General features: G+C 70.2%; 19 protein-coding genes. 8 read left to right on the plus strand and 11 right to left on the minus strand.

Features of this window, described 5'->3' with window-relative positions; all coding sequences use genetic code 11:
• Window positions 1–256: 256 nt before the first annotated feature.
• On the plus strand, window positions 257–1,537 hold the full coding sequence (locus SM754_RS14705) for an MFS transporter (RefSeq protein ID WP_323676997.1): 1,281 nt from the start codon (window positions 257–259) through the stop codon (window positions 1,535–1,537).
• Window positions 1,538–1,564: 27 nt separating this feature from the next.
• Here SM754_RS14705 and SM754_RS14710 read toward each other — a convergent pair whose 3' ends face one another.
• Window positions 1,565–1,993, minus strand: a complete 429-nt coding sequence (locus SM754_RS14710) for a DUF3054 domain-containing protein (protein WP_323676998.1) — start codon at window positions 1,991–1,993, stop codon at window positions 1,565–1,567.
• Window positions 1,994–2,077: 84 nt separating this feature from the next.
• On the opposite strand from SM754_RS14710, the gene SM754_RS14715 reads away from it, so the two are divergent.
• Window positions 2,078–3,460 (plus strand): hypothetical protein, encoded by a 1,383-nt coding sequence (locus SM754_RS14715; protein WP_323676999.1) that lies wholly within the window; start codon window positions 2,078–2,080, stop codon window positions 3,458–3,460.
• A gap of 58 nt (window positions 3,461–3,518) precedes the next feature.
• Here the strand turns inward: SM754_RS14715 and SM754_RS14720 are convergent, their stop codons facing one another.
• A complete protein-coding gene (locus tag SM754_RS14720; protein WP_323677000.1) occupies window positions 3,519–4,952 on the minus strand; it encodes an aldehyde dehydrogenase family protein in 1,434 nt (477 codons plus the stop codon).
• 304 nt (window positions 4,953–5,256) lie between these two features.
• Between SM754_RS14720 and SM754_RS14725 the strand changes: the two genes are divergently transcribed.
• Complete coding sequence (locus SM754_RS14725; protein ID WP_323677001.1) at window positions 5,257–5,469, plus strand: DUF8145 family protein; 213 nt, start codon at window positions 5,257–5,259, stop codon at window positions 5,467–5,469.
• A 20-nt stretch (window positions 5,470–5,489) separates the two neighbouring features.
• Here SM754_RS14725 and SM754_RS14730 read toward each other — a convergent pair whose 3' ends face one another.
• Window positions 5,490–6,467 carry an aldo/keto reductase gene (locus tag SM754_RS14730; protein ID WP_323677002.1) on the minus strand — a complete coding sequence of 326 codons (978 nt, stop codon included), beginning with the start codon at window positions 6,465–6,467 and terminating at the stop codon, window positions 5,490–5,492.
• 185 nt (window positions 6,468–6,652) lie between these two features.
• Between SM754_RS14730 and SM754_RS14735 the strand changes: the two genes are divergently transcribed.
• A complete protein-coding gene (locus tag SM754_RS14735) occupies window positions 6,653–7,279 on the plus strand; it encodes a PKD domain-containing protein (protein WP_323677003.1) in 627 nt (208 codons plus the stop codon).
• Window positions 7,280–7,357: 78 nt separating this feature from the next.
• Here SM754_RS14735 and SM754_RS14740 read toward each other — a convergent pair whose 3' ends face one another.
• Genes SM754_RS14740 through SM754_RS14750 form a run of 3 tightly spaced genes read right to left on the minus strand, consistent with a single transcriptional unit; the run spans window position 7,358 to window position 11,185 of the window.
• Window positions 7,358–8,428: an ABC transporter permease gene (locus tag SM754_RS14740; protein ID WP_323677004.1), complete on the minus strand. Its 1,071-nt coding sequence runs from the start codon at window positions 8,426–8,428 to the stop codon at window positions 7,358–7,360.
• A 1-nt stretch (window position 8,429) separates the two neighbouring features.
• Window positions 8,430–10,262: an ABC transporter permease gene (locus SM754_RS14745; RefSeq protein WP_323677005.1), complete on the minus strand. Its 1,833-nt coding sequence runs from the start codon at window positions 10,260–10,262 to the stop codon at window positions 8,430–8,432.
• The gene (locus tag SM754_RS14750; RefSeq protein ID WP_323677006.1) at window positions 10,259–11,185 is read right to left on the minus strand and encodes an ABC transporter ATP-binding protein; all 927 of its coding nucleotides are present in this window, start codon (window positions 11,183–11,185) and stop codon (window positions 10,259–10,261) included. Before SM754_RS14750 ends, SM754_RS14745 begins: the two co-directional genes overlap by 4 nt.
• Window positions 11,186–11,362: 177 nt before the next feature.
• On the opposite strand from SM754_RS14750, the gene SM754_RS14755 reads away from it, so the two are divergent.
• Window positions 11,363–11,791, plus strand: coding sequence for an SRPBCC family protein (locus tag SM754_RS14755; RefSeq protein WP_323677007.1), 429 nt, complete (start codon window positions 11,363–11,365; stop codon window positions 11,789–11,791).
• Window positions 11,792–11,800: 9 nt separating this feature from the next.
• On the opposite strand, the gene SM754_RS14760 is transcribed toward SM754_RS14755, so the two are convergent.
• On the minus strand, window positions 11,801–12,214 hold the full coding sequence (locus SM754_RS14760) for a DoxX family protein (RefSeq protein WP_323677008.1): 414 nt from the start codon (window positions 12,212–12,214) through the stop codon (window positions 11,801–11,803).
• A 147-nt stretch (window positions 12,215–12,361) separates the two neighbouring features.
• Between SM754_RS14760 and SM754_RS14765 the strand changes: the two genes are divergently transcribed.
• The 3 genes from SM754_RS14765 (at window position 12,362) to SM754_RS14775 (ending at window position 14,796) form a co-directional block, all read left to right on the plus strand.
• Complete coding sequence (locus SM754_RS14765) at window positions 12,362–12,718, plus strand: winged helix-turn-helix transcriptional regulator (RefSeq protein WP_323677009.1); 357 nt, start codon at window positions 12,362–12,364, stop codon at window positions 12,716–12,718.
• Window positions 12,719–12,807: 89 nt separating this feature from the next.
• Window positions 12,808–13,803 carry a tyrosine--tRNA ligase gene (locus SM754_RS14770; RefSeq protein WP_323677010.1) on the plus strand — a complete coding sequence of 332 codons (996 nt, stop codon included), beginning with the start codon at window positions 12,808–12,810 and terminating at the stop codon, window positions 13,801–13,803.
• A 51-nt stretch (window positions 13,804–13,854) separates the two neighbouring features.
• Window positions 13,855–14,796 carry a biotin--[acetyl-CoA-carboxylase] ligase gene (locus SM754_RS14775; RefSeq protein WP_323677011.1) on the plus strand — a complete coding sequence of 314 codons (942 nt, stop codon included), beginning with the start codon at window positions 13,855–13,857 and terminating at the stop codon, window positions 14,794–14,796.
• Between the two features lie 72 nt (window positions 14,797–14,868).
• Here the strand turns inward: SM754_RS14775 and SM754_RS14780 are convergent, their stop codons facing one another.
• From SM754_RS14780 to SM754_RS14795, 4 genes are all read right to left on the minus strand, one after another.
• Window positions 14,869–15,006 (minus strand): hypothetical protein, encoded by a 138-nt coding sequence (locus SM754_RS14780; protein ID WP_323677012.1) that lies wholly within the window; start codon window positions 15,004–15,006, stop codon window positions 14,869–14,871.
• The gene (locus SM754_RS14785) at window positions 15,006–15,446 is read right to left on the minus strand and encodes a universal stress protein (protein WP_323677013.1); all 441 of its coding nucleotides are present in this window, start codon (window positions 15,444–15,446) and stop codon (window positions 15,006–15,008) included. Before SM754_RS14785 ends, SM754_RS14780 begins: the two co-directional genes overlap by 1 nt.
• Window positions 15,447–15,525: 79 nt before the next feature.
• Complete coding sequence (locus SM754_RS14790; protein ID WP_323677014.1) at window positions 15,526–16,575, minus strand: amidohydrolase family protein; 1,050 nt, start codon at window positions 16,573–16,575, stop codon at window positions 15,526–15,528.
• A complete protein-coding gene (locus SM754_RS14795) occupies window positions 16,572–17,810 on the minus strand; it encodes an HD domain-containing protein (RefSeq protein ID WP_323677015.1) in 1,239 nt (412 codons plus the stop codon). The genes SM754_RS14790 and SM754_RS14795 overlap by 4 nt, the downstream gene beginning before the upstream one ends.
• Window positions 17,811–17,813 lie beyond the last annotated feature (3 nt).

The following is a 17,813-nucleotide window of genomic DNA, read 5'->3' on the forward strand; positions in this document are numbered from 1 at the left end:
AACAGATGCGACACGGGTACTTGTATCTTCGGGTCGAATCCATTCAGTATTCCACGTGTCGATGACTCGTATTTGCCACAGCACACCTGAGTTACATACTCGTAACTTATGAGAATACAACAAGTAGGAAAACGCCCGACATGAAGGGGTTTACCTGAGGTGAACCACTCGGTGGTCGACCTCAGCGTCGGCCCGGACACCCGGGGAATCTACCCCGACCGGTGGGCTCTTGTCGGAGAACGCCCTCGCCGGTCACGTGGACCGGAACGACCGCGCCGTCGTCGGCCTCGCGACAGTCGGACACGCGAGCGTGCACACGTTCGAACTCGCCATCCCCCTGTTCATCCCGCTCTGGCTCGCCGAGTTCGAGACCCTCGACCTCCTCGTCGCGACCGTGCCCTTCGACGCGGCCGCAGCCGGCATCCTCGTCACCATCGGGTACGGCCTGTTCGGCGTCGGCGCCCTCCCCGGCGGCGTGCTCGCGGACCGCATCGGCTCGAAGCGACTCATCGTCGCGTGCCTGTTCGGAATGAGCGGCGCGTTCGTCGTCCTCGCACTCGCACCGACCGCGCTCGCGGTCGGCGCCGCACTCGCACTCTGGGGTGCCGCCGCGAGCGTCTACCACCCCGCGGGCCTCTCGATGCTCTCGCGCGGTGCGAGCGAACGCGGGAAGGCGTTCGCGTACCACGGCATGGCGGGGAACCTCGGCATCGCCCTCGGCCCGTTCGTCGTCGCGGTCGCACTCGTCGTCGCCGAATGGCAGACCGTCGCCATCGCACTCGCCGCACCGGTCCTCGTCGTCGCCGGGCTCGCCACGCGCATCGACGTCGACGAACGCGCCGCCGTCGACGCCGGCGATTCCGACGACGAACCGACCGCCGCGAGCGACGGCGGCGAGGACCGCACCAGCTCCGTCGAGTCGTTCGCGGACTTCACGCTCGGGTCGAAGGAGCTGTTCCTCGGCGGGTTCGCGCTCATCTTCCCGGTCGTCGTCGCCTCCGGCCTCTACTACCGCGGCATCCTCACGTTCCTCCCCGAGGTCCTGTCGACGTACGACGCGTTCGCGGCCGTCGCGCTCGGCGACCTCTCGCTGGAGACGTACCGGTACGCGTACGCGGGCCTCCTCGCGGTCGGCATCCTCGGCCAGTACGCCGGCGGGCGCGTCAGCGACCACGTCGAGCCCGAGCGGGCGCTCGCGCCGGCGTTCCTCGTGCTCGCCGTCCTCGCCGCGTTCGTGCTGCCCGCGGCGAACGCCGGGCTCGTCCCGTTCCTCGTACTCGGCGTCGTCCTCGGGACGATGCTGTTCTTCGTCCAGCCGCTCTACCAGGCCGCCGTCGCCGACCACACGCCGCCCGGGACCAGAGGGCTCTCGTACGGGTACACGTACCTCGGCGTGTTCGGCGTCGGCGCGCTCGGCGGCGCGCTCGCCGGTGCCATCCTCGAGTTCGCGGACGCGGCGGCGCTGTTCGCGACCCTCGGCGTCATCGCGCTCCTGGGCGCCGGCGCGGCGCTCGCGCTCGCGAGACGCGGTGACTGACCGCGACCGGCCGCGCTCGACGCCCGGTCAGCGCCGCGAGCGCAGACGCGAGACGACCGTCGGCCGGACGACGCCGAGCGCGAGCGTCCCGAGTCCCATCATGACGAGCGCGAACGAGAGCGGCGAATCGCCGGCGAGGTAGCTCGTTCCGCGGAGCGTGAGGCCGACGCCGGCCCCGCCGAGCCACGCGCCGACGGTCAGTCTGAGGGTGTCGACGCCGCCCGCGAACGCGCGGTCACCGTACGCGCCGACGAGCGCGGCGACGAGGAACCAGCCCAGGAGGAACGGGGCGGCGGTCGCGAGCACCTGTCCGGGGTTCCCGACGACGTCGACGCCGTGGCGGAGCTCGCCGGCGACGACGAGCGCGAGCAGCGTCGCGACGTCGGCGGCGGCGAGGCTCCCGACCGCTGGCAGCGGAACCGACTCTGCGTCCAGGACGCGAGCGAGGGCGTTCATCGTTCGAAGGTACGACCCCGGGGCAAAGATTCCCTCGGTTCCACCACCAAAGACATTTGTCTCCCGAGACGCGTCGCCTCGGGTATGTGTCCCCAGCAGCGACGCGACCTCCTCGCGCTCGCGGGCGCGGCGGCGACGACGCTCGCCGCCGGCTGTCTCGCCACCGACGAGGGCGAGTCACCGACGACGTCGAGCGATGACGACGGAACGACCACGACCGATGGGCCCGCGGACACGACGGCGGGCACCGGTGGAGCGACCGCGACCGTCGACGGCGAGTTCGCGGCGGCGACGTGGCTTCCCGCGCCGGACGCGCTCGAAGCCGAGGCGTTCTTCGTGTTCGCCGGCGACCTCGACGCGCCGCGGGACGCCGGCGTCGGCGCCCGCGCACTGCAGCGTACGTACACCACGATGGTCCCGGTCCCCGACGACGTCCTCGACGGCGACGACGTCACCGAGTTCGCGTCCCTGCAGGGGTACGCGACCGCGTGCCGGTACGACGCGCCGACGACCGAGGTCCGCGACGCCCTGGCGAGCCTCGCCGCCGCGGCCGGCCCGACAGCGACCGCGGGTGAAGGCACCAGTGCGGCCTCGATGACCGAGGACGAAGCGACCGACGACGGCGCGAGGTCCCAACCGACCGGCGACGCGCCCGACGGCTACGAGGGGTACGTGACCGACGACGGCGTGTGCTGGCTCGGCGCCGACCACCTCCTGTTCGGCCGACACCGCAGGCTCGTCGCCGCGATGTCCGACGCTCGCGAGGGCGACGTCGACCGCTACGCGTCGAACGCGGACCTCGCGGCGGTCCTCGACGCGACCGGCGACGTCGACCTCGTCGGTGCCACCGCGACCAGCCACCAGGTCGTCTCGTCCGCGTCGGCGTACGCGTACGGCTGGCGGTTCGACGACCGCGTCGACCTCGTCGCGTCGTTCGCGTTCGAGGACGCCGCCGCGACCGACGCGGACGCGGTCGCGTCCCTGGGCGAGCGGGCGGGGTTCGCGGAGTACGAGCACGGCGACGTGACGACCGACGGCCGCGTCGCCACGTTCACCGGCGACCTCCCCGTCGCCGACTTCGACCTCCTGAAGCGTGACGACGGCGGCCGCACCGCCACGGCGAACCGCGGCGGCATGCCGCAGGTGTCGTTCGCGTTCGACGCGGAACTGGGAGACGACGGCGAGTGGGACGGCGACGACGACGAGCGCGTCGTCGTCACCCACCACGGCGGGGACCACGTCGACCTCGCGAACGTCGCACTGCGCTACGAGGGCTCGGACGTCGCCGACACCGACGCGTTCGCGTCCACGCGACCGCCGGGCGACACCTGGACCGCGGGCGGCGAGTGGACGCTCCGAGCCGCTACGGCCGACGCGACCTTCGAGTCCGACGCCACCGTCCAGGTGGTCTGGACGAGCGACGGCGGCGACCGGTCCGCAGTGCTCGCGATGTTCGAACTTCCCTGAGAGCGAACGCGGCCGTCGAGAACGAGTTCGCATCGGGACGGCGTCGAGACGCAGCCGTCTAGAGGATGATGCTCTTCTTGCGGACGAACGCGTGGATGCTGGCGTCGATGCCCTCGCGGCCGATACCGGAGTCCTTGTTCCCGCCGAAGGGGATGTCGCCGAGGCCGTGACTGGGGGCGCCGTTGATGCGGACGCCGCCGGCGTCGATGGCGTTCGCCATCCGCATCGCGCGGTCGTGGTCCGCCGTGAAGACGGCGGCGTCGAGCGCGAGGTCGTTCCCGTTCGCGAGGGCGAGCGCGTCCGATTCGCTCTCGAACGTCGTGACGGCCGCGACCGGCCCGAACTGCTCCTCGTGCACGATGCGCGCGTCGTGGGGGACGTCAGCGAGCAACGTCGGCTCGAAGAAGTGGCCGTCGCGGTCGCCGCCGCGGACGAGCGTCGCCCCCTTCTCGACGGCGTCGTCGACGAGCTCCTCCACCCACTCCGCCTGGTCCTCGCTGATGAGCGGGCCGAGCGCGGTGTCTTCGTCGAACAGGTCGCCGATCTGCCAGTCGTCCATCTGCGCCTCGATCTTCGCGACGACGTCGTCGTGGACGTCCTCGTGCGCGAGCACGCGGGAGACCGCCGAGCAGCGCTGGCCGGCGTACTTCAGCGAGCCCTTCGTCGCCGCGGCCGCGGCGGCGTCGAGGTCCGCGTCCGGGAACACGACCTCGGGGGCGTTCCCGCCGAGCTCCATGTGGAGGTTCACCATCCCGGACTCGGAGGCGACGTGCTTGCCGGCGCCCGAGGAGCCGGTCATCGCGATGGCGTTGATGCGGTCGTCGCCGGCGAGGACGTCGCCGATGTCGCTCGCGGACCCGGCGACGTAGTTGAACGCGCCCTCGTGCGGGAGGTCGACCTCGCTGATGACCTCCGCGAGGATGGCCGCCGAGATGGGGGTCTTGCTCGCGGGTTTCAGGACGATGGCGTTCCCCGCGGCGAGCGCGGGCGCGACCTGGAGCGCGGTCGTCGCGAGCGGGTAGTTGTACGGCGTGATGCACAGCACCGCGCCGATGGGCTCGTGCTTGACGATGGCCTCCCAGCCCTCGTGTCCGGCGGTGGTCCCCTCGCGGTACTCGCCTTTCATGTGGCGTATCTCCTCGGCGGCGCGGCGGAAGCGTTCGGCGGCGGAGTCGACCTCGCCGCGAGCGCTCGAGATTGGTTTCCCGGCCTCGCGGACGATGACCTCCGCGAGCTCCTCCTTGCGGGCTTCGAGCCCGTCGGCGATCTCGGTCATCCAGCCGGCGCGTTCGACGACGGTGGTCTCGCGGAGCACGGGCTTGGCCGCCTGAGCTGCTGCGAGCGCGTCGCGTGCCTGTGCGGGCGTGGCCGAGGTGACCTCGGCGAACGTGCCGCCGTCGGCGAGGTCGGTGACGGTGAGGCGCTCGTCGCCGTCGAGCCATTCGCCGTCGACGTACACGCGTTCACGTCGCTGTGCTGCGGTGGTTTCCATGCTAAGACACTACACCCCCAGATTCAAAAGATTTACTCAAGGTCGAAATAACTGCGTTGGGAGCGGGAGTAAACGGAGATAGCGACCGCGAGACCGCATCTCACCCCGATTACGCCCGCCCGAACGAGTCGATCTTCCAGCCTCGATAGCCCACAGACCCGAGGGACGCCGGCGAACGCCGCCTTCGGGACGCGACCGTCGATAAACGACCTCGGCAGCGGCCAGCAGGCCCACTCCGGCGACCGTTCGGCCATCGACGTCGGCCAAGCGACTAACTGTCTCGCCGCCGAACCGTCGAGCGACGATGGAGGTGCCCGACGACGCCCCCGACCGGTGTCCGGTCTGCGACCGCACGTACGACTCAGTCTCCGAGCACGACGCCGGCGTCATGGTGAACCTCCTTGACAACGAGCGCTACCGCCGCGTCTGCTTCGAGCCACGACCCGGCGAGCGACTCCGGTTCTTCCATCACACGCACGCCCAGACCGTCGCACCCGAGGATAATGGGTCGGGGTGAGCGACGGCGGCGTCGCGCCGTCACTCGTGCCCGGACACCCGCACCGGCTCGTACGGCTCCTCGAGGTACGCCACGTCGCTCGCGGAGAGACTCACCGACTCGAGCGCCTCGACGGCGTCCTCGAGGTGCTCGACGCTCGTCGTCCCGACGATGGGCGCGTCCACGTGGTCCTTCTCGAACAGCCACGCGAGCGCGATCTGGGCCATCTTCACGCCCTTCTCCGCGGCGAGCTCCTGCACGCGCTCGTTCACCTCGATACCGCCGCCCTCGTCGTACGGATGCCGGCGTGCGTGCTCCTCGTTCTCGCCGCGGGTCGTCGTCTCGAACTCCTCGTGGGGGCGGGTGAGCCAGCCACGCGCGAGCGGACTCCACGGCATCACGCCGACGCCCCGCTTCTCGCAGTAGGGGAGCATCTCGCGCTCCTCCTCGCGGTACGCGAGGTTGTAGTGGTTCTGCATCGTCGCGAACGACTCCAGGCCCAGCGACTCGCTCGCGTGGAGCGCCTCGGCGAACTGGTGGGTCCACATCGAGGACGCACCGACGCTCCGGACCTTCCCGCGCCGCACCGCGTCGTCGAGCGCGCGCAGCGTCTCCTCGACCGGCGTGTCGTAATCCCAGCGGTGAATCTGGTAGAGGTCTATCGCGTCCATCCCCAGCCTCTCGAGCGAGTTCTCGAGCTCCTGCTCGATGGCCTTCCGGGACAGGCCACCCGAGTTCGGGTCGTCCTCGTCCATCTGGAAGTAGCACTTCGTCGCCACCACCGCCTCGTCCCGACGACCCTCCAGGGCCTCCCCGAGGACGCGCTCGCTCTCGCCCGCCGAGTACATGTTCGCGGTGTCGAAGAAGTTGATGCCGAGGTCGAGCGCCCGGTCGACGAGCTCCTTCCCGTCCTCGGGGTCGAGGACCCACGGTCGCCAGTCGCTCGACCCGAAGCTCATACAGCCGAGGCAGATACGGGAGACCTCGACGCCAGTGCTGCCGAGTGTCGTGTACTCCATGCGAGAGGCGACGGCAGCCGACCACAAAACGCTACGCCCGCCGGCGAACCACACGCGACCGATCGTGAACCACGTCCGTCCGGTTGCGAACCGCTCGCACCCGCCGGCGTGGACGCGGAACGCCCCGCGCCCTCGCCCTCAGTCGTGTCGATGGATTGAAGCCACGGACGGCGCGATACGGGAGTATGCGTACCAATACCGCCCTCCTAGTCGTCGCGCTCGCCGTCGTCGGCGTCGGCGCCGCTGGCGTGACGACCGCCAGCGTCGCCCCCCACGACGCCCCGCCCGAGGGCGCGACCACACCCCAGTCGCCCACCGACGCCACCGCCCTCCAGCCCTCAACCGACGCCACCGCCCTCCAGTCGCCCACCGACGCCACCGCCCGCCAATCCGCTACCGACTCGACGCCGGAGAACCTCAGCGTCAGCGTGAACACGCCGCGGACCGTCGCGAAGAACGTCACGCAGAACTACTCCGTCGCCGTCGACGGCGCCGACGGCAACGTCACCGTCACGTGGACGTTCGACGGGGAGACGAAGAACGGCACGACCGTCCAGCACACGTGGGACGACGGCGGGAACGCGACCATCTCCGTCACCGTCGTCGACGGGTCCGGAGCGTCCGTCACGAAGGAACGAACCGTCGAGATCGCGGAGTACGGGAGCGCCGACGACGACCCCGCCGAGTCGACGCCGTTCCGGGCCATCGGGTCGATCGTGATCATACTCGCCGCGATGGTCATCTTCCCCGCCGTCCTGTACCTGTTCGTCCTCCCGACGGTCATGTCGTACATGACCGACGAGTTCTCGTAGGGCGACGACCGCAGCCGCCCCGGTCGGAGCGTCTCCGGTCGAGCCCCGGTCAGCTGCCATCCTGGTCGACTCCTCGGGTCAGATCGTCTCCGGGTCGAGTCGGCCGACGAGCGTCCGCACGACGCCGTACGCCGCCAGTCCCAGAATCGCGTACAGGACCGCGAACGCGATCGTCGTCCGACTCGTCGTTCCGATGGCGAGGCGCGCGACCGTGTTCGCGGGATGCTCCGGGAGCAGCCCGCCGAGGGTCGCGGCGGCGATGATGCCCGTCGAGTACAGGAACTGCGCCTGCCGCCGGTCCGACGACCAGAGTGCGATACCGACGCCGAACGCGACGACCGCGAGCGACAGTCCCGCGACGAGGCAGACGAGCAGCGAGACGTTCCGGACCTCCGTCCCGTTCATTCCGAGGAGGACGAGCCACGCCAGAGCCTGCACGGGCGCGAGACTCGCGGTCGCGAACAGCTTCGCGTCCACGATGTCGCCGATGGAGACCGGGGCGACCCGGAGGAGTTCGAGCGTCCCGCGCTGGGACTCCTCGGTGAGCGAGTCCACCGCGATGGACCCGCTGATGAACACCGGGAGGAACATCAGGAGTGGGACGAGGACGGTGTACGTGAACCCGTAGTAGGGACTGCCGCCCGACCGAACCGGGACGTCTAGCGGCGGTGCGGCGAGGTCGTCGCGGTACTCGAGCCGCAGCCGCTGTTCGAGTTCCTCCATCCCTTCGCGTATCTGGACGACTGCAATCGTCGTCCGGATGTTCTCCTCCGGGACCGTCGCTCGCACCCTGAGTGTCCCGTTCACCGTCTCGTTCGCTAGCAGGAGCGCGTCCACCTCCCGGTCCCGGAACGCCTGTCGAGCGGTCCCCCCGTCGGGGTATCGGCGGACGACGACGCCCTCGTCGTCGCCGAGGACGGCGCCGACCTCGTCGCTGCCGTCGCCCGCCACCCCCACGCCGAGCTGGTAGGTCTGCCCGGCGCCCGGGTCGTACAGCGAGACGAGGCCGACGACGAGGAACGACGAGAACGACGCGACGAACAGCTGGATGAGGAGCGCGAGGACGATGGTCTTCTCCGAGCGCAACGCGGCGAGTTCGCGCTTGGCGATGGCGAAGCGCGCGCCCGCGGACCCCGAGTCGTCGCTCATCTCAGGCCACCCCCGATTGGAAGCCGATGACGACGGCGTTGTACCCGAGGTGCACGAGAACTGCGGTCAGGAACGCGAGCGCGTACGTCGTCCGACCCTTCTGCGCGCCGATCGCGGAGATGGTGGCGGTGAGCACGTGCAGGCCGAGCGGGAGGAAGAGGAGGACGAGGGCGGACAGGGGCGACGCGTCGCTCGGGACGGTCGCGAACGCGACGCGACCGTACTCGACGTTCCCCATCCCGACGAGTTGCACGACGAGCGTCGCCTTCTCCGCGAGGAAGAACCCGAGCCCGGCGGCGACCCCGACGCCGACCGCGGCGAGCGTCGAGTCACCGAACCGGTCGTGCGTGAACCCCGCGTAGCCGGCGAGGCTCTTCGCGAGCTCCTCGACGACCGCGATGGACGTCAACAGGACCGGGAGCGCGATGACGCTCGGCATGGGGAAGACGACGGCGACGACGAGGAGTTCCGCGACGAAGACGAACGGGAGGACGGCCATCGTGACGGCGGCGACCGACCGGTTCGAGTGGACGAACGTCGCGACCGCGTCCAGGGCCTTCGCGCCGAGGCGTTTCTGCGTGAACATGTCCTCCTCGCGGTAGACGCTCGCGCCGACCGCGAACAGGACGAGCGAGGCGAGGTAGAACGGGCCCGTCGAGTACAGGTACTCGACCGCGGTGAACCCGACGTCCCGGAGGTGCCGGACGACGAGCGTGAGCGGACTGATGAGCGCGATTGGCGTGATGTCCGAGAAGATGGCTGGGACGAACACGTACGCGGTGAGGAACACGGAGACGGCGATGGTGACGAACGTGAGCTCCTTGAACGACCGCGCGAACATCCCGCCGACGAACGTCGCGGCGAGGAACAGGAGCGCGATGGGCGTGACCGCCGCGAGGATGGGTGGGACGGCCGCGAACGAGTAGGGGTCGCCGCCGACGACGACGGCGATGCCCGCGCACACCGCGAGCAGCGCGGTGAGGTACGGGAGGGTCTTCCCGGCGATGATGTCGCCTCGCGTCACGGGCGAGACGAGCATGAGCTCCCCGCGCCGGTTCACGCGTTCGTTGATGATGGTGCTCCCGTACGCCTGCACGACGAAGTTCATCGGGACGATGAACAGGAACGCGAGCACGAGCGACTGGAACGGGAACGGCGGGGAGAGCGCACCGGGCGTCCCGGTCGTATCGCTCCCGCCGGCGCCGCTGCCGACGCTCGGCGCCCGAACCTTCCCGTCGCCGCCGAGCGAACCGTCGCCGGCCCCACCACCGCTCCCACCGCTCGAACCGCTCCCGCCACCACCGCCGGTACCGGTGCCACCACCGCTCCCGCCGCTCGACCCGCTCCCGCCACCGGCGCCGTCGACGCCCGCGAACTGGTTCGAGGCGCGCTCGACGTACTGGAGCGTCACCAGCACCGGGAACGCCGCGTACTCCTCGGCGTCCCCGCGGTCGACCTGCGCAGCGAGCTGCCGGTCGTTGTACCGGCGTATCGCGGTCCGTAACTCGTCGTAGGCCGCCGCCCCCTTCCGCGTGTCCGCCGCCTGGAACTGCCCGTTCCGTACCACGACCGAGACCTCGTCACCGAGTTCGCCGCTGGGCGACCCGGCGACGAGGCGCTCGTGGTCCTCGACGACGTCGTGGTAGGGACTGGACTCGTCGACGCCGACGCGATAGATGCCCTCGTCGAGGCTCACGTCCGAGACGAGCGCCGGGCCAGCCGCGACCCCGACCGCGAGCAGGACGACCGCGAACGCGAGCGTCGCCCGGTCGAGCGTGCCGGCGCTCTTCGTGACCTCCCAGCGCGCGATGCGGAGGGTCTTCCGTAGCTTCACGTCTCGACCTCTTCGGTCGGTCGTTCCGCCTCGGACTCGCGCGCGGACTCGACGCGCTCGCCGGCGATGTCGAGGAAGATGTCCTCCAGGCTCGGGTCCTCCGTCTGGATGTCGACGACCCGGCCCCCGTCCGCTTGCGCTTCGCGACGCACGCGCTCGACGGCGTCCATGTCGCCGACGACGACCTGATAGTGGTCTTCGGCGTCGTCGTGCGCGGCGTCCCGAACCGGGACGTCCGTGTAGACGTGGTACGCGGTCTGGCCGTGCTCGTCTCGAATCTCATCGAGCGTCCCACGCGCGATGATGTCGCCGTGGTTCATCACGATGAGGCGGTCGCAGATGGACTCGACGTGATAGAGGTTGTGCGCGCTGAACACGATGGTCTTCCCCTCGTCGGCGAGGTCGCGCGTGAACTCGATGATGTAGTTCGTCGTCAGGGGGTCCAGGCCGGACGCGGGTTCGTCGTAGATGAGGACGTCCGGGTCGTTCACGAGCGACCGCGCGATGGCGACCTTCCGCTTCATGCCCTTGCTCATGTCGCCGATGCGTCGCTCGCGGTGCTCGAGGTCGAGCCGGTCGAGCGCCTCGTCGATGCGCTCGCGGGCGACGTCGGTGGGGACGTCGTAGAGGTCCGCGAAGAACTCGAGGTAGCCGTTCGCGGTCATCTCCTCGTAGAGCGGCGACTCCTCGGGGAGGAAGCCGAGGTTCCGTCGCATGTCGAGCGACCCCGCCGACGCGCCGGCGATCTCGACGTCTCCGCCGGTCGGTTCGACGAGGCCGGCGAGCATCTTGAGCGTCGTCGTCTTCCCGGCGCCGTTCGGCCCCACCACCCCGAACACCTCGCCGCGGTCGACCTCGAACGTGCTGCCGTCGACGGCGACGAACCCGTCGTACGCCTTCCGCAGGTCGTCCACCCGAATCATTCGTTAGGTCGTGTCTTGGGTCGAATACGGGTTAAGCTTCTGGGCATCTCACCGTTCGATTCGACGGGCGGGGCGGGCGAGTCCCGTGATTATCCGCCGACATCTCGCGTATCTGCTCGGCGACAGGTCCGTGCGGGGACCCGGAACGTCTTGTCGGTCGCGCCCGAGGACTCGGACATGGAGAGTCGGGTGCGCGTCGAGCGCGGCGAGTCGGGACGGCGGTACGCGGTGAGTCGCGAGTACGCGGTCCCGCCCGAGCGCGCGTGGTCGGTCCTCGCCGGGACCGAGCACTGGCCGACGTGGGGGCCGACCGTGTCCGCGGTCCGCCCCGCGGACGCGACCGTCCACGAGGGACTCACCGGCGACGTGCAGGTCCTCGGCGGGCCGTGGGTGCCCTTCGAGGTGACGAGTGTCGACGTCGACGACCGCGGCGTCAGGCGGTGGACGTGGTCGGTCGCCCGCATCCCCGCGACCGGGCATCGCGTCGAGCGCGCCACGGACGGCTGTCGCGTCGTCTTCGAGGTCCCGCTGCTCGCCGGCGGGTACGTCCCGGTCTGTCAGCGCGCGCTCGCTGCGCTCGCGACCGCGTTCGACGCGACAGCGTAGAGCGCCGTTCTACAGGCCGATACCGACCGCGTACGCCCACTCCTGGCCGGCGAGGGCGAGCACGACCAGGGACGCGCCGAGCAGGCCGACGTTCTTGAGGAACCCCGTCAGCTCGTCCTGGGTCTGTTCGTCCGGGACCGCCCAGAAGTCGTGCATCATCGGCGTGACGACGACGAAGAACGACGCGAGCGCGCCCGCTGCGAGGACGGGGTACGCGCCGACGGCGAGCAGGACGCCCCCGAACGCGAGTTGGCCGCCCGAGAACAGGACGGCGGCGCGCCCGAACGGGACGCCCTTCGCCTCGGCGTAGCCCGCCATCGAGTCCGTCTGCAGGAAGTGATTGAGGCCCATGAACGCGAGGACGCTGCCGAGGAGGACGCGCCCGACGAGGAGCGCGACGCCCTCGATACCGGTGACGGCCATCAGGCCGACACCCCGGCGACCGTGCTCGTGTGCCCGACGTGCTGTGCGAGTGCCGACCGAACCGCCGATTGTGGTTTCATCACGAAACCTGGTTCGTCAGCGAACCATTTAAGCGGACGCGGACCCGAACGTAATCAGGTAACATCGATGTCTTCAGAAACGACGAGCGCGGTCACGGCGGACGCTGACGACGACGCGGGCGCCTGCCCGGTCGTCGAGACCATCCAACAGATTGGGTCGGAGTGGCGACTCATCGTCCTCAACGACCTCCACGACGGCGAGAAGCGGTTCAACGAACTGAAGCGCTCGACGGACGCGAGCTCGCGGACGCTCAGTCGCGTCCTCGACGACCTCGCCGACCTCGACCTCGTCGAACGACGCGTCGAGAGCGACGCCCCCATCGCGACGTACTACAGCCTGACCGAGAAGGGCGGGGCGCTCTGTCCGGTCTTCGACGAGATAGAGACGTGGGCGACCGAGCACGTCGAGAGCTGTCAAGAGTAGGGGAGTTCGCTGGATACGACGTCCCGCGCCGTCGGAACGAGTGGCATAGGTTGGGAAGGTTCAAAACGCCCGCGCGAGTTCTCGTCGGTATGGACACGTACGACCTGATCACGCGGAACGCCGAGGAGGTCGTGACCGAGGAGGAACTGCGAGCGCTCGCCGACGACCCCGAGGGCAAGCGCGTCTACGTCGGCTACGAGCCGAGCGGCGTCCTCCACCTCGGCCACCTCCTGACGGCGAACATGCTCATCGACCTCCAGGACGCCGGGTTCGAGGTCGTCATCCTCCTCGCGGACGTTCACGCGTACCTGAACGACAAGGGGACGTTCGACGAGATCGAGGCGACGGCGGAGGTCATGCAGGAGCAGTTCCTCGCGTACGGTCTGGACGTCGAGCGGACCGAGTTCGTGTACGGCTCCAGCTACCAGCTCGATGAGGAGTACCTCCTGGACCTCCACGAGATGGCGCGGTCGACGACGCTGAACCGCGCGCAGCGCGCGATGGCGGAGATACAGAGCGGCGAGACCGCGAAGGTCAGTCACGTCGTCTACCCGCTCATGCAGGCGCTTGACATCGAGTACCTCGACCTCGACCTCGCGGTCGGCGGGCTCGACCAGCGGAAGGTCCACATGCTCGCTCGCGAGGAACTCCCGGACGTCGGCTACGAGAGCCGGCCCGCCATCCACACGCCCATCCTCGCGGACCTGACGACGGGCGTCGGGAAGATGTCCTCGAGTTCCGGCGTCACCATCAGCATGGAGGACGACGCTGATGCGTTAGAGGAGAAGGTCAACAGCGCGTACTGTCCGCCGGCGCGCGACCCGGAGCCGACCGACGACGGCGAGGAGCGCGAGAACCCCGTGCTGGAGCTGTTCCAGTACCACGTCTTCCCGCGCTTCGACGAGGTCGTCGTCGAACGCCCGGACGAGTACGGCGGCGACCTCACGTACGACGACTACGAGTCTCTCGCCGACGACCTCGACGCCGGCGAGCTCCATCCCGCGGACGCGAAGGGGACGCTCGCCGCGTACCTCGACGAGCTCATCGCGCCGGGCCGCGAGCGCCTGCACGAACTCCGGGACTGACAGCGACGCCGACCGCGCGCCTTTTTGCCGGGGGCTCTCGAAGCGACGTGCATGAACGACACGCGACTGCGGGTGCTGGACGCGCTCGCGGACGGTCCCGTGACCGGGCCGGCCGTCGCCGACGCGCTCGGCGTCTCCCGCGCTGCGGTCTGGAAGCACGTCGAGGCGCTCCGAGACGAGGGGTTCGAGGTGTCGAGTACCGACGACGGCTATCGGTTGGACGCGGTCCCGGAGTACGGTGGGTTGGCGGTCGCGCACGAGCTGGACGCACCGTACGACGTCGACTACCACGACTCGATAGGGTCGACGAACGACCGGGCGCGCGAACTGGCGGCCGAGGGCGAGCGCGACGTCGCCGTCGTCGCCGCCGAGCAGACGGGCAGCCGCGGTCGCCTGGACCGCGAGTGGACGGCGCCCCGCGGTGGCGTGTGGACGAGCGTCCTCGTCCGGCCGGACGTGCCGCCGGCGCAGGTCCCGGCGTTCACGCTCGCCGCCGCGGTCGCCACCGCGAACGCCGCGCGCGAGGCCGGCGTCGACGCGGGCATCAAGTGGCCGAACGACGTGCTCGTCCCGGCCGACGACGGTGTGACGCGGAAGCTGGCGGGTATCCTCACGGAGATGGAGGGCGAGGCCGACCGGGTGTCGTGGCTCGTCGTCGGTATCGGCGCGAACGTCGACGTCGCCGCGAGCGACCTCCCGGCGGGAGCGACGAGCGTCGCGATGGAGGGCGGCGTCGCGGACCGCCGAGCGTTCGTCCAGCGGGTCCTCGAAGAGTTCCACGGCCTCGTCTCGGGGGACCTCGACGAAATCCTGTCCGCGTGGCGCGAGCGGGCGTTGACGCTCGGCGAGCGCGTGCGCGTCGACACGCCCGGTGGCGTCGTCGAGGGCGTCGCGACGGACGTCGAGTTCCCCGGCACGCTCCTCGTCGAGACCGCCGACGGCGTCGAACGGGTGACGGCGGGCGACTGCGAGCACCTGCGCGCCGAAAACTGACTCACCGAGCGTACGGCCGCCCCCAGGCGGCCGTTTCGGAGTTACCGCGTGGACGGACGACGGCTGTCCCGGTTACTGTCGGAGGACGCCGACGAGGAACGGGAGGGTGGCGATACCGGCGAACACGGCGAGGGTCTCGTGGAAGTACGCGAACCCGAGCACGATCGACAGCAGCGTGAACGTCGCCAGGGTCTTCTGGCGGAGGTCCATCACGCGTCGTCACCGACGCGGACCGTGAGCACGGGGACCTTACTCGCGCGAACGACGCGTTCGGCCACGCTCCCGAGCAGCAGGCGGTCGATACCGCCGCGACCGTGCGTCCCCATCACGACGAGGTCGCAGCCCTCGTCCTCGGCGTACCGGACGATCTCGCGGCTCGGGGACCCGTCGACGACGACGCTCTCGACCGGGACGTCCACGTCGTCGGCCAGTTCTCCGACGCGCTCGAGCGCGCGCTGGCCCTCATCGCCGAGCATATCGCGGATGTGCTCCCAGGATGTCTCCATCGGCATGCTCGAGTAGCTCGCCGTGTTCACGACGTAGAGCGCGTGCAGGGTCGCCTCGTGCGTCGCGGCCAGCTCGACCGCGTGCTCGACCGCGCGCTCAACGCCCACGGACCCGTCCGTCGGTACCAGGATGTGGTCGTACATCGCCCCGTGGATAGTGATACGGTACCAACCGTCATGAATCCTCGCCGCGGTCGACGGTCTCGGTCGCTCCCAGCCGGAGTCACAGCACGACGCGCTCGACGTCGTCGACCGTCGCCCGCCGGACCACGCCCCGGACGACGTCGCGGACGCCGTCGAGGTTGTCCGAGTCCCCGTCGAGCGCGAGGAGCTTCGCGTCCCGACCCGGCGCGACGACCCCGCAGTTCAGGTCCGCGAGGTCGGCGCCGTTGACCGTCGCCATCGCGAGCACCTCCCGCGCCGGGAGGTCCGAGAGCTTCGCCGTCCACTCCATCTCACGGAACATCGACGGCGCGTTCACCATCGCGTTGTCCGTCCCGAGCGCGAGCGTCGTCCGCTCGAACAACGCGTCGACGTCCGGCAGTCCGACCGAGAGCGCCGCGTTCGACCGCGGACACAGCACCACGGGAACGCCCTTGTCCGCGACACGGTCCAGATGGAGCGCCTCGGCGTGCACCATGTGCACGAGGAAGTCCGGGTCCAGGTCCAGTGCCGGATTGATGTCCGAGGCGTCCACCTCGCCGGCGTGGATACCGAACAGCTTCCCCTCGCGCCGCGTCGCGTTCCGCTCGCGGTCGAAGTCCGCGTCGTTCGCGCCGCTCGCACCGAACCCGTCCGCGCGCTCCATCGCCGCCGTCTCCTCGCGGCCGAGCACCACCGACTCGACCGCCGAGCCCGCGCCGGCGCGCTCGATGGCCTCGACGCCCTCGACGCCGCCCTCGCGGAACTCCAGGTGCGCCGCCGTCCCGGCCCGCTCCATGTACGACAACGTCCGCGTCATCGCCGCCACGAGCTCGTCCCGGGTCGCCTCCCGGAGCAACCGATGTTTCAGGCCGTCAGGCGGCGCGACGAGCTCCTCCAGGGTCAGGCCCTCGCCGGCCTCCTTCGCGATGGAGTCCCCGATGTGGGTGTGCGCGTTCACGAACGCCGGCAGCACGATCCGGTCGCTCTCGACCGACGTCTCCTCGACCGCCGTGATCTCGCCGTCCTCGAACGCGACGCGGCCCTCGACGGGCTCGAACTCCCGACCACGGAGGATCGTTCCCTCGAGCGTCCCAGACGCCCTCCCGCTCTCGCCCCCGTCGACCGTCACGCGTCTTCACCCGAGAACGACCCGAGGGTCTCCTGGAGTCCCGACCGCACCTCCGAGACGAGCGCCCCGTCGAGGTCCAAGCCGAGGACGTCCGCGGCGGCCGTCCCGACCGTCTCTGTCTCGCCCGCCGGCGCGTACACGCCGAGGCGCCACTGCGCGCGGTTCGCGGCACGGAGCGCGTCCACGAGCGGCGACTGCTCGTGGAGCACCCTCGCCTCGCCGTTCACGAGAACGCGCGTCGACGACTCCGTCATCTCCGGCTCGCCCGGTACGTCCAAGATGACGTCCTCCTCGGGGACGCCGGCGCGCTCCGCGATCTCGAGCTCGTACCCGCGGACGTCCTCGTGCGCGAGGTCCAGCAGGCTGTCGGGCGTGTCCTCCAGTTCCGCCCAGAGCGCGCGCTTGTGGAGGTCGCGCTCGTCGAACCGTCGCGCGAACGACGCCGTCTCCGGGGTCTCCCGGAGCGCGACGAGGAACCCCGGGTCGTCCATGCGTCGGAGGTCCTCGGCGTCGACGGCCGTGGCCTCGAGCAGGCGCTCCGCGGCCCGCCGCAGCATCGCCTTCGAGATGCGCGTGACGTGGTGGTTGTACACGGTCGGGATCATGAGTGCGCGCGCCACCAGGAGGCTCTCGGCGGTCTGGACGTTCCCCTCGTCGAGCACGAGGTCGTCCTCGCTGTCGAACGTCAGCTCGCGGACGAGCCGCCCGTGGTCGATGGTCCCGTACGGCACGCCCGTGTGGTGGGCGTCCCGCACCAGGTAATCCATCCGGTCCACGTCCAACTCCCCGGAGACGACCTGGCCGTACTTCCCGTCGCCCGCGACCAGGTCCGCCACGCGCGCCGGCGACAGGTCGTGGTCCTTCAGGACGGCCCCGACGGCGCCGCGCTCGAACAGCTCGTGGACGTCGTCATGGTACTTCCCCGTCCGTCGATGCGTGAGCGGTTCCAGGTTGTGACTGAACGGGCCGTGCCCGACGTCGTGCAACAGCGCGGCGGCCTGCACGCGCTTCGCGTTCCGACCCTCGACGCCGAGGTGGTCGAGCGCCTGGCACGCGAGATGGTAGACGCCGAGGCTGTGCTCGAAGCGGGTGTGGTTCGCGCTCGGATACACCAGCGAGGACGTCCCGAGCTGGACGATGTGTCGGAGCCGCTGGACCGCCGGCGTGTCCAGGAGGTCGCGTGCCACGCCACCCACCTCGATGTGGTCGTGGACGCTGTCCTTGATCGTCTTCATGCC

The sequence above is a fragment of the Halorubellus amylolyticus genome, assembly GCF_034808145.1.
Lineage (GTDB): Archaea > Halobacteriota > Halobacteria > Halobacteriales > Natrialbaceae > Halorubellus.

Coding starts and splice junctions, on each gene's coding strand:
- SM754_RS14730 (WP_323677002.1), bottom strand. CDS start 6,467: ATGGAGTACACGACACTCGGCAGCACTGGCGTCGAGGTCTCCCGTATC.
- SM754_RS14710 (WP_323676998.1), bottom strand. CDS start 1,993: ATGAACGCCCTCGCTCGCGTCCTGGACGCAGAGTCGGTTCCGCTGCCA.
- SM754_RS14740 (WP_323677004.1), bottom strand. CDS start 8,428: ATGAGCGACGACTCGGGGTCCGCGGGCGCGCGCTTCGCCATCGCCAAG.
- SM754_RS14760 (WP_323677008.1), bottom strand. CDS start 12,214: ATGGCCGTCACCGGTATCGAGGGCGTCGCGCTCCTCGTCGGGCGCGTC.
- SM754_RS14770 (WP_323677010.1), top strand. CDS start 12,808: ATGGACACGTACGACCTGATCACGCGGAACGCCGAGGAGGTCGTGACC.
- SM754_RS14715 (WP_323676999.1), top strand. CDS start 2,078: ATGTGTCCCCAGCAGCGACGCGACCTCCTCGCGCTCGCGGGCGCGGCG.
- SM754_RS14720 (WP_323677000.1), bottom strand. CDS start 4,952: ATGGAAACCACCGCAGCACAGCGACGTGAACGCGTGTACGTCGACGGC.
- SM754_RS14735 (WP_323677003.1), top strand. CDS start 6,653: ATGCGTACCAATACCGCCCTCCTAGTCGTCGCGCTCGCCGTCGTCGGC.
- SM754_RS14775 (WP_323677011.1), top strand. CDS start 13,855: ATGAACGACACGCGACTGCGGGTGCTGGACGCGCTCGCGGACGGTCCC.
- SM754_RS14780 (WP_323677012.1), bottom strand. CDS start 15,006: ATGGACCTCCGCCAGAAGACCCTGGCGACGTTCACGCTGCTGTCGATC.
- SM754_RS14750 (WP_323677006.1), bottom strand. CDS start 11,185: ATGATTCGGGTGGACGACCTGCGGAAGGCGTACGACGGGTTCGTCGCC.
- SM754_RS14785 (WP_323677013.1), bottom strand. CDS start 15,446: ATGTACGACCACATCCTGGTACCGACGGACGGGTCCGTGGGCGTTGAG.
- SM754_RS14725 (WP_323677001.1), top strand. CDS start 5,257: ATGGAGGTGCCCGACGACGCCCCCGACCGGTGTCCGGTCTGCGACCGC.
- SM754_RS14755 (WP_323677007.1), top strand. CDS start 11,363: ATGGAGAGTCGGGTGCGCGTCGAGCGCGGCGAGTCGGGACGGCGGTAC.
- SM754_RS14765 (WP_323677009.1), top strand. CDS start 12,362: ATGTCTTCAGAAACGACGAGCGCGGTCACGGCGGACGCTGACGACGAC.
- SM754_RS14795 (WP_323677015.1), bottom strand. CDS start 17,810: ATGAAGACGATCAAGGACAGCGTCCACGACCACATCGAGGTGGGTGGC.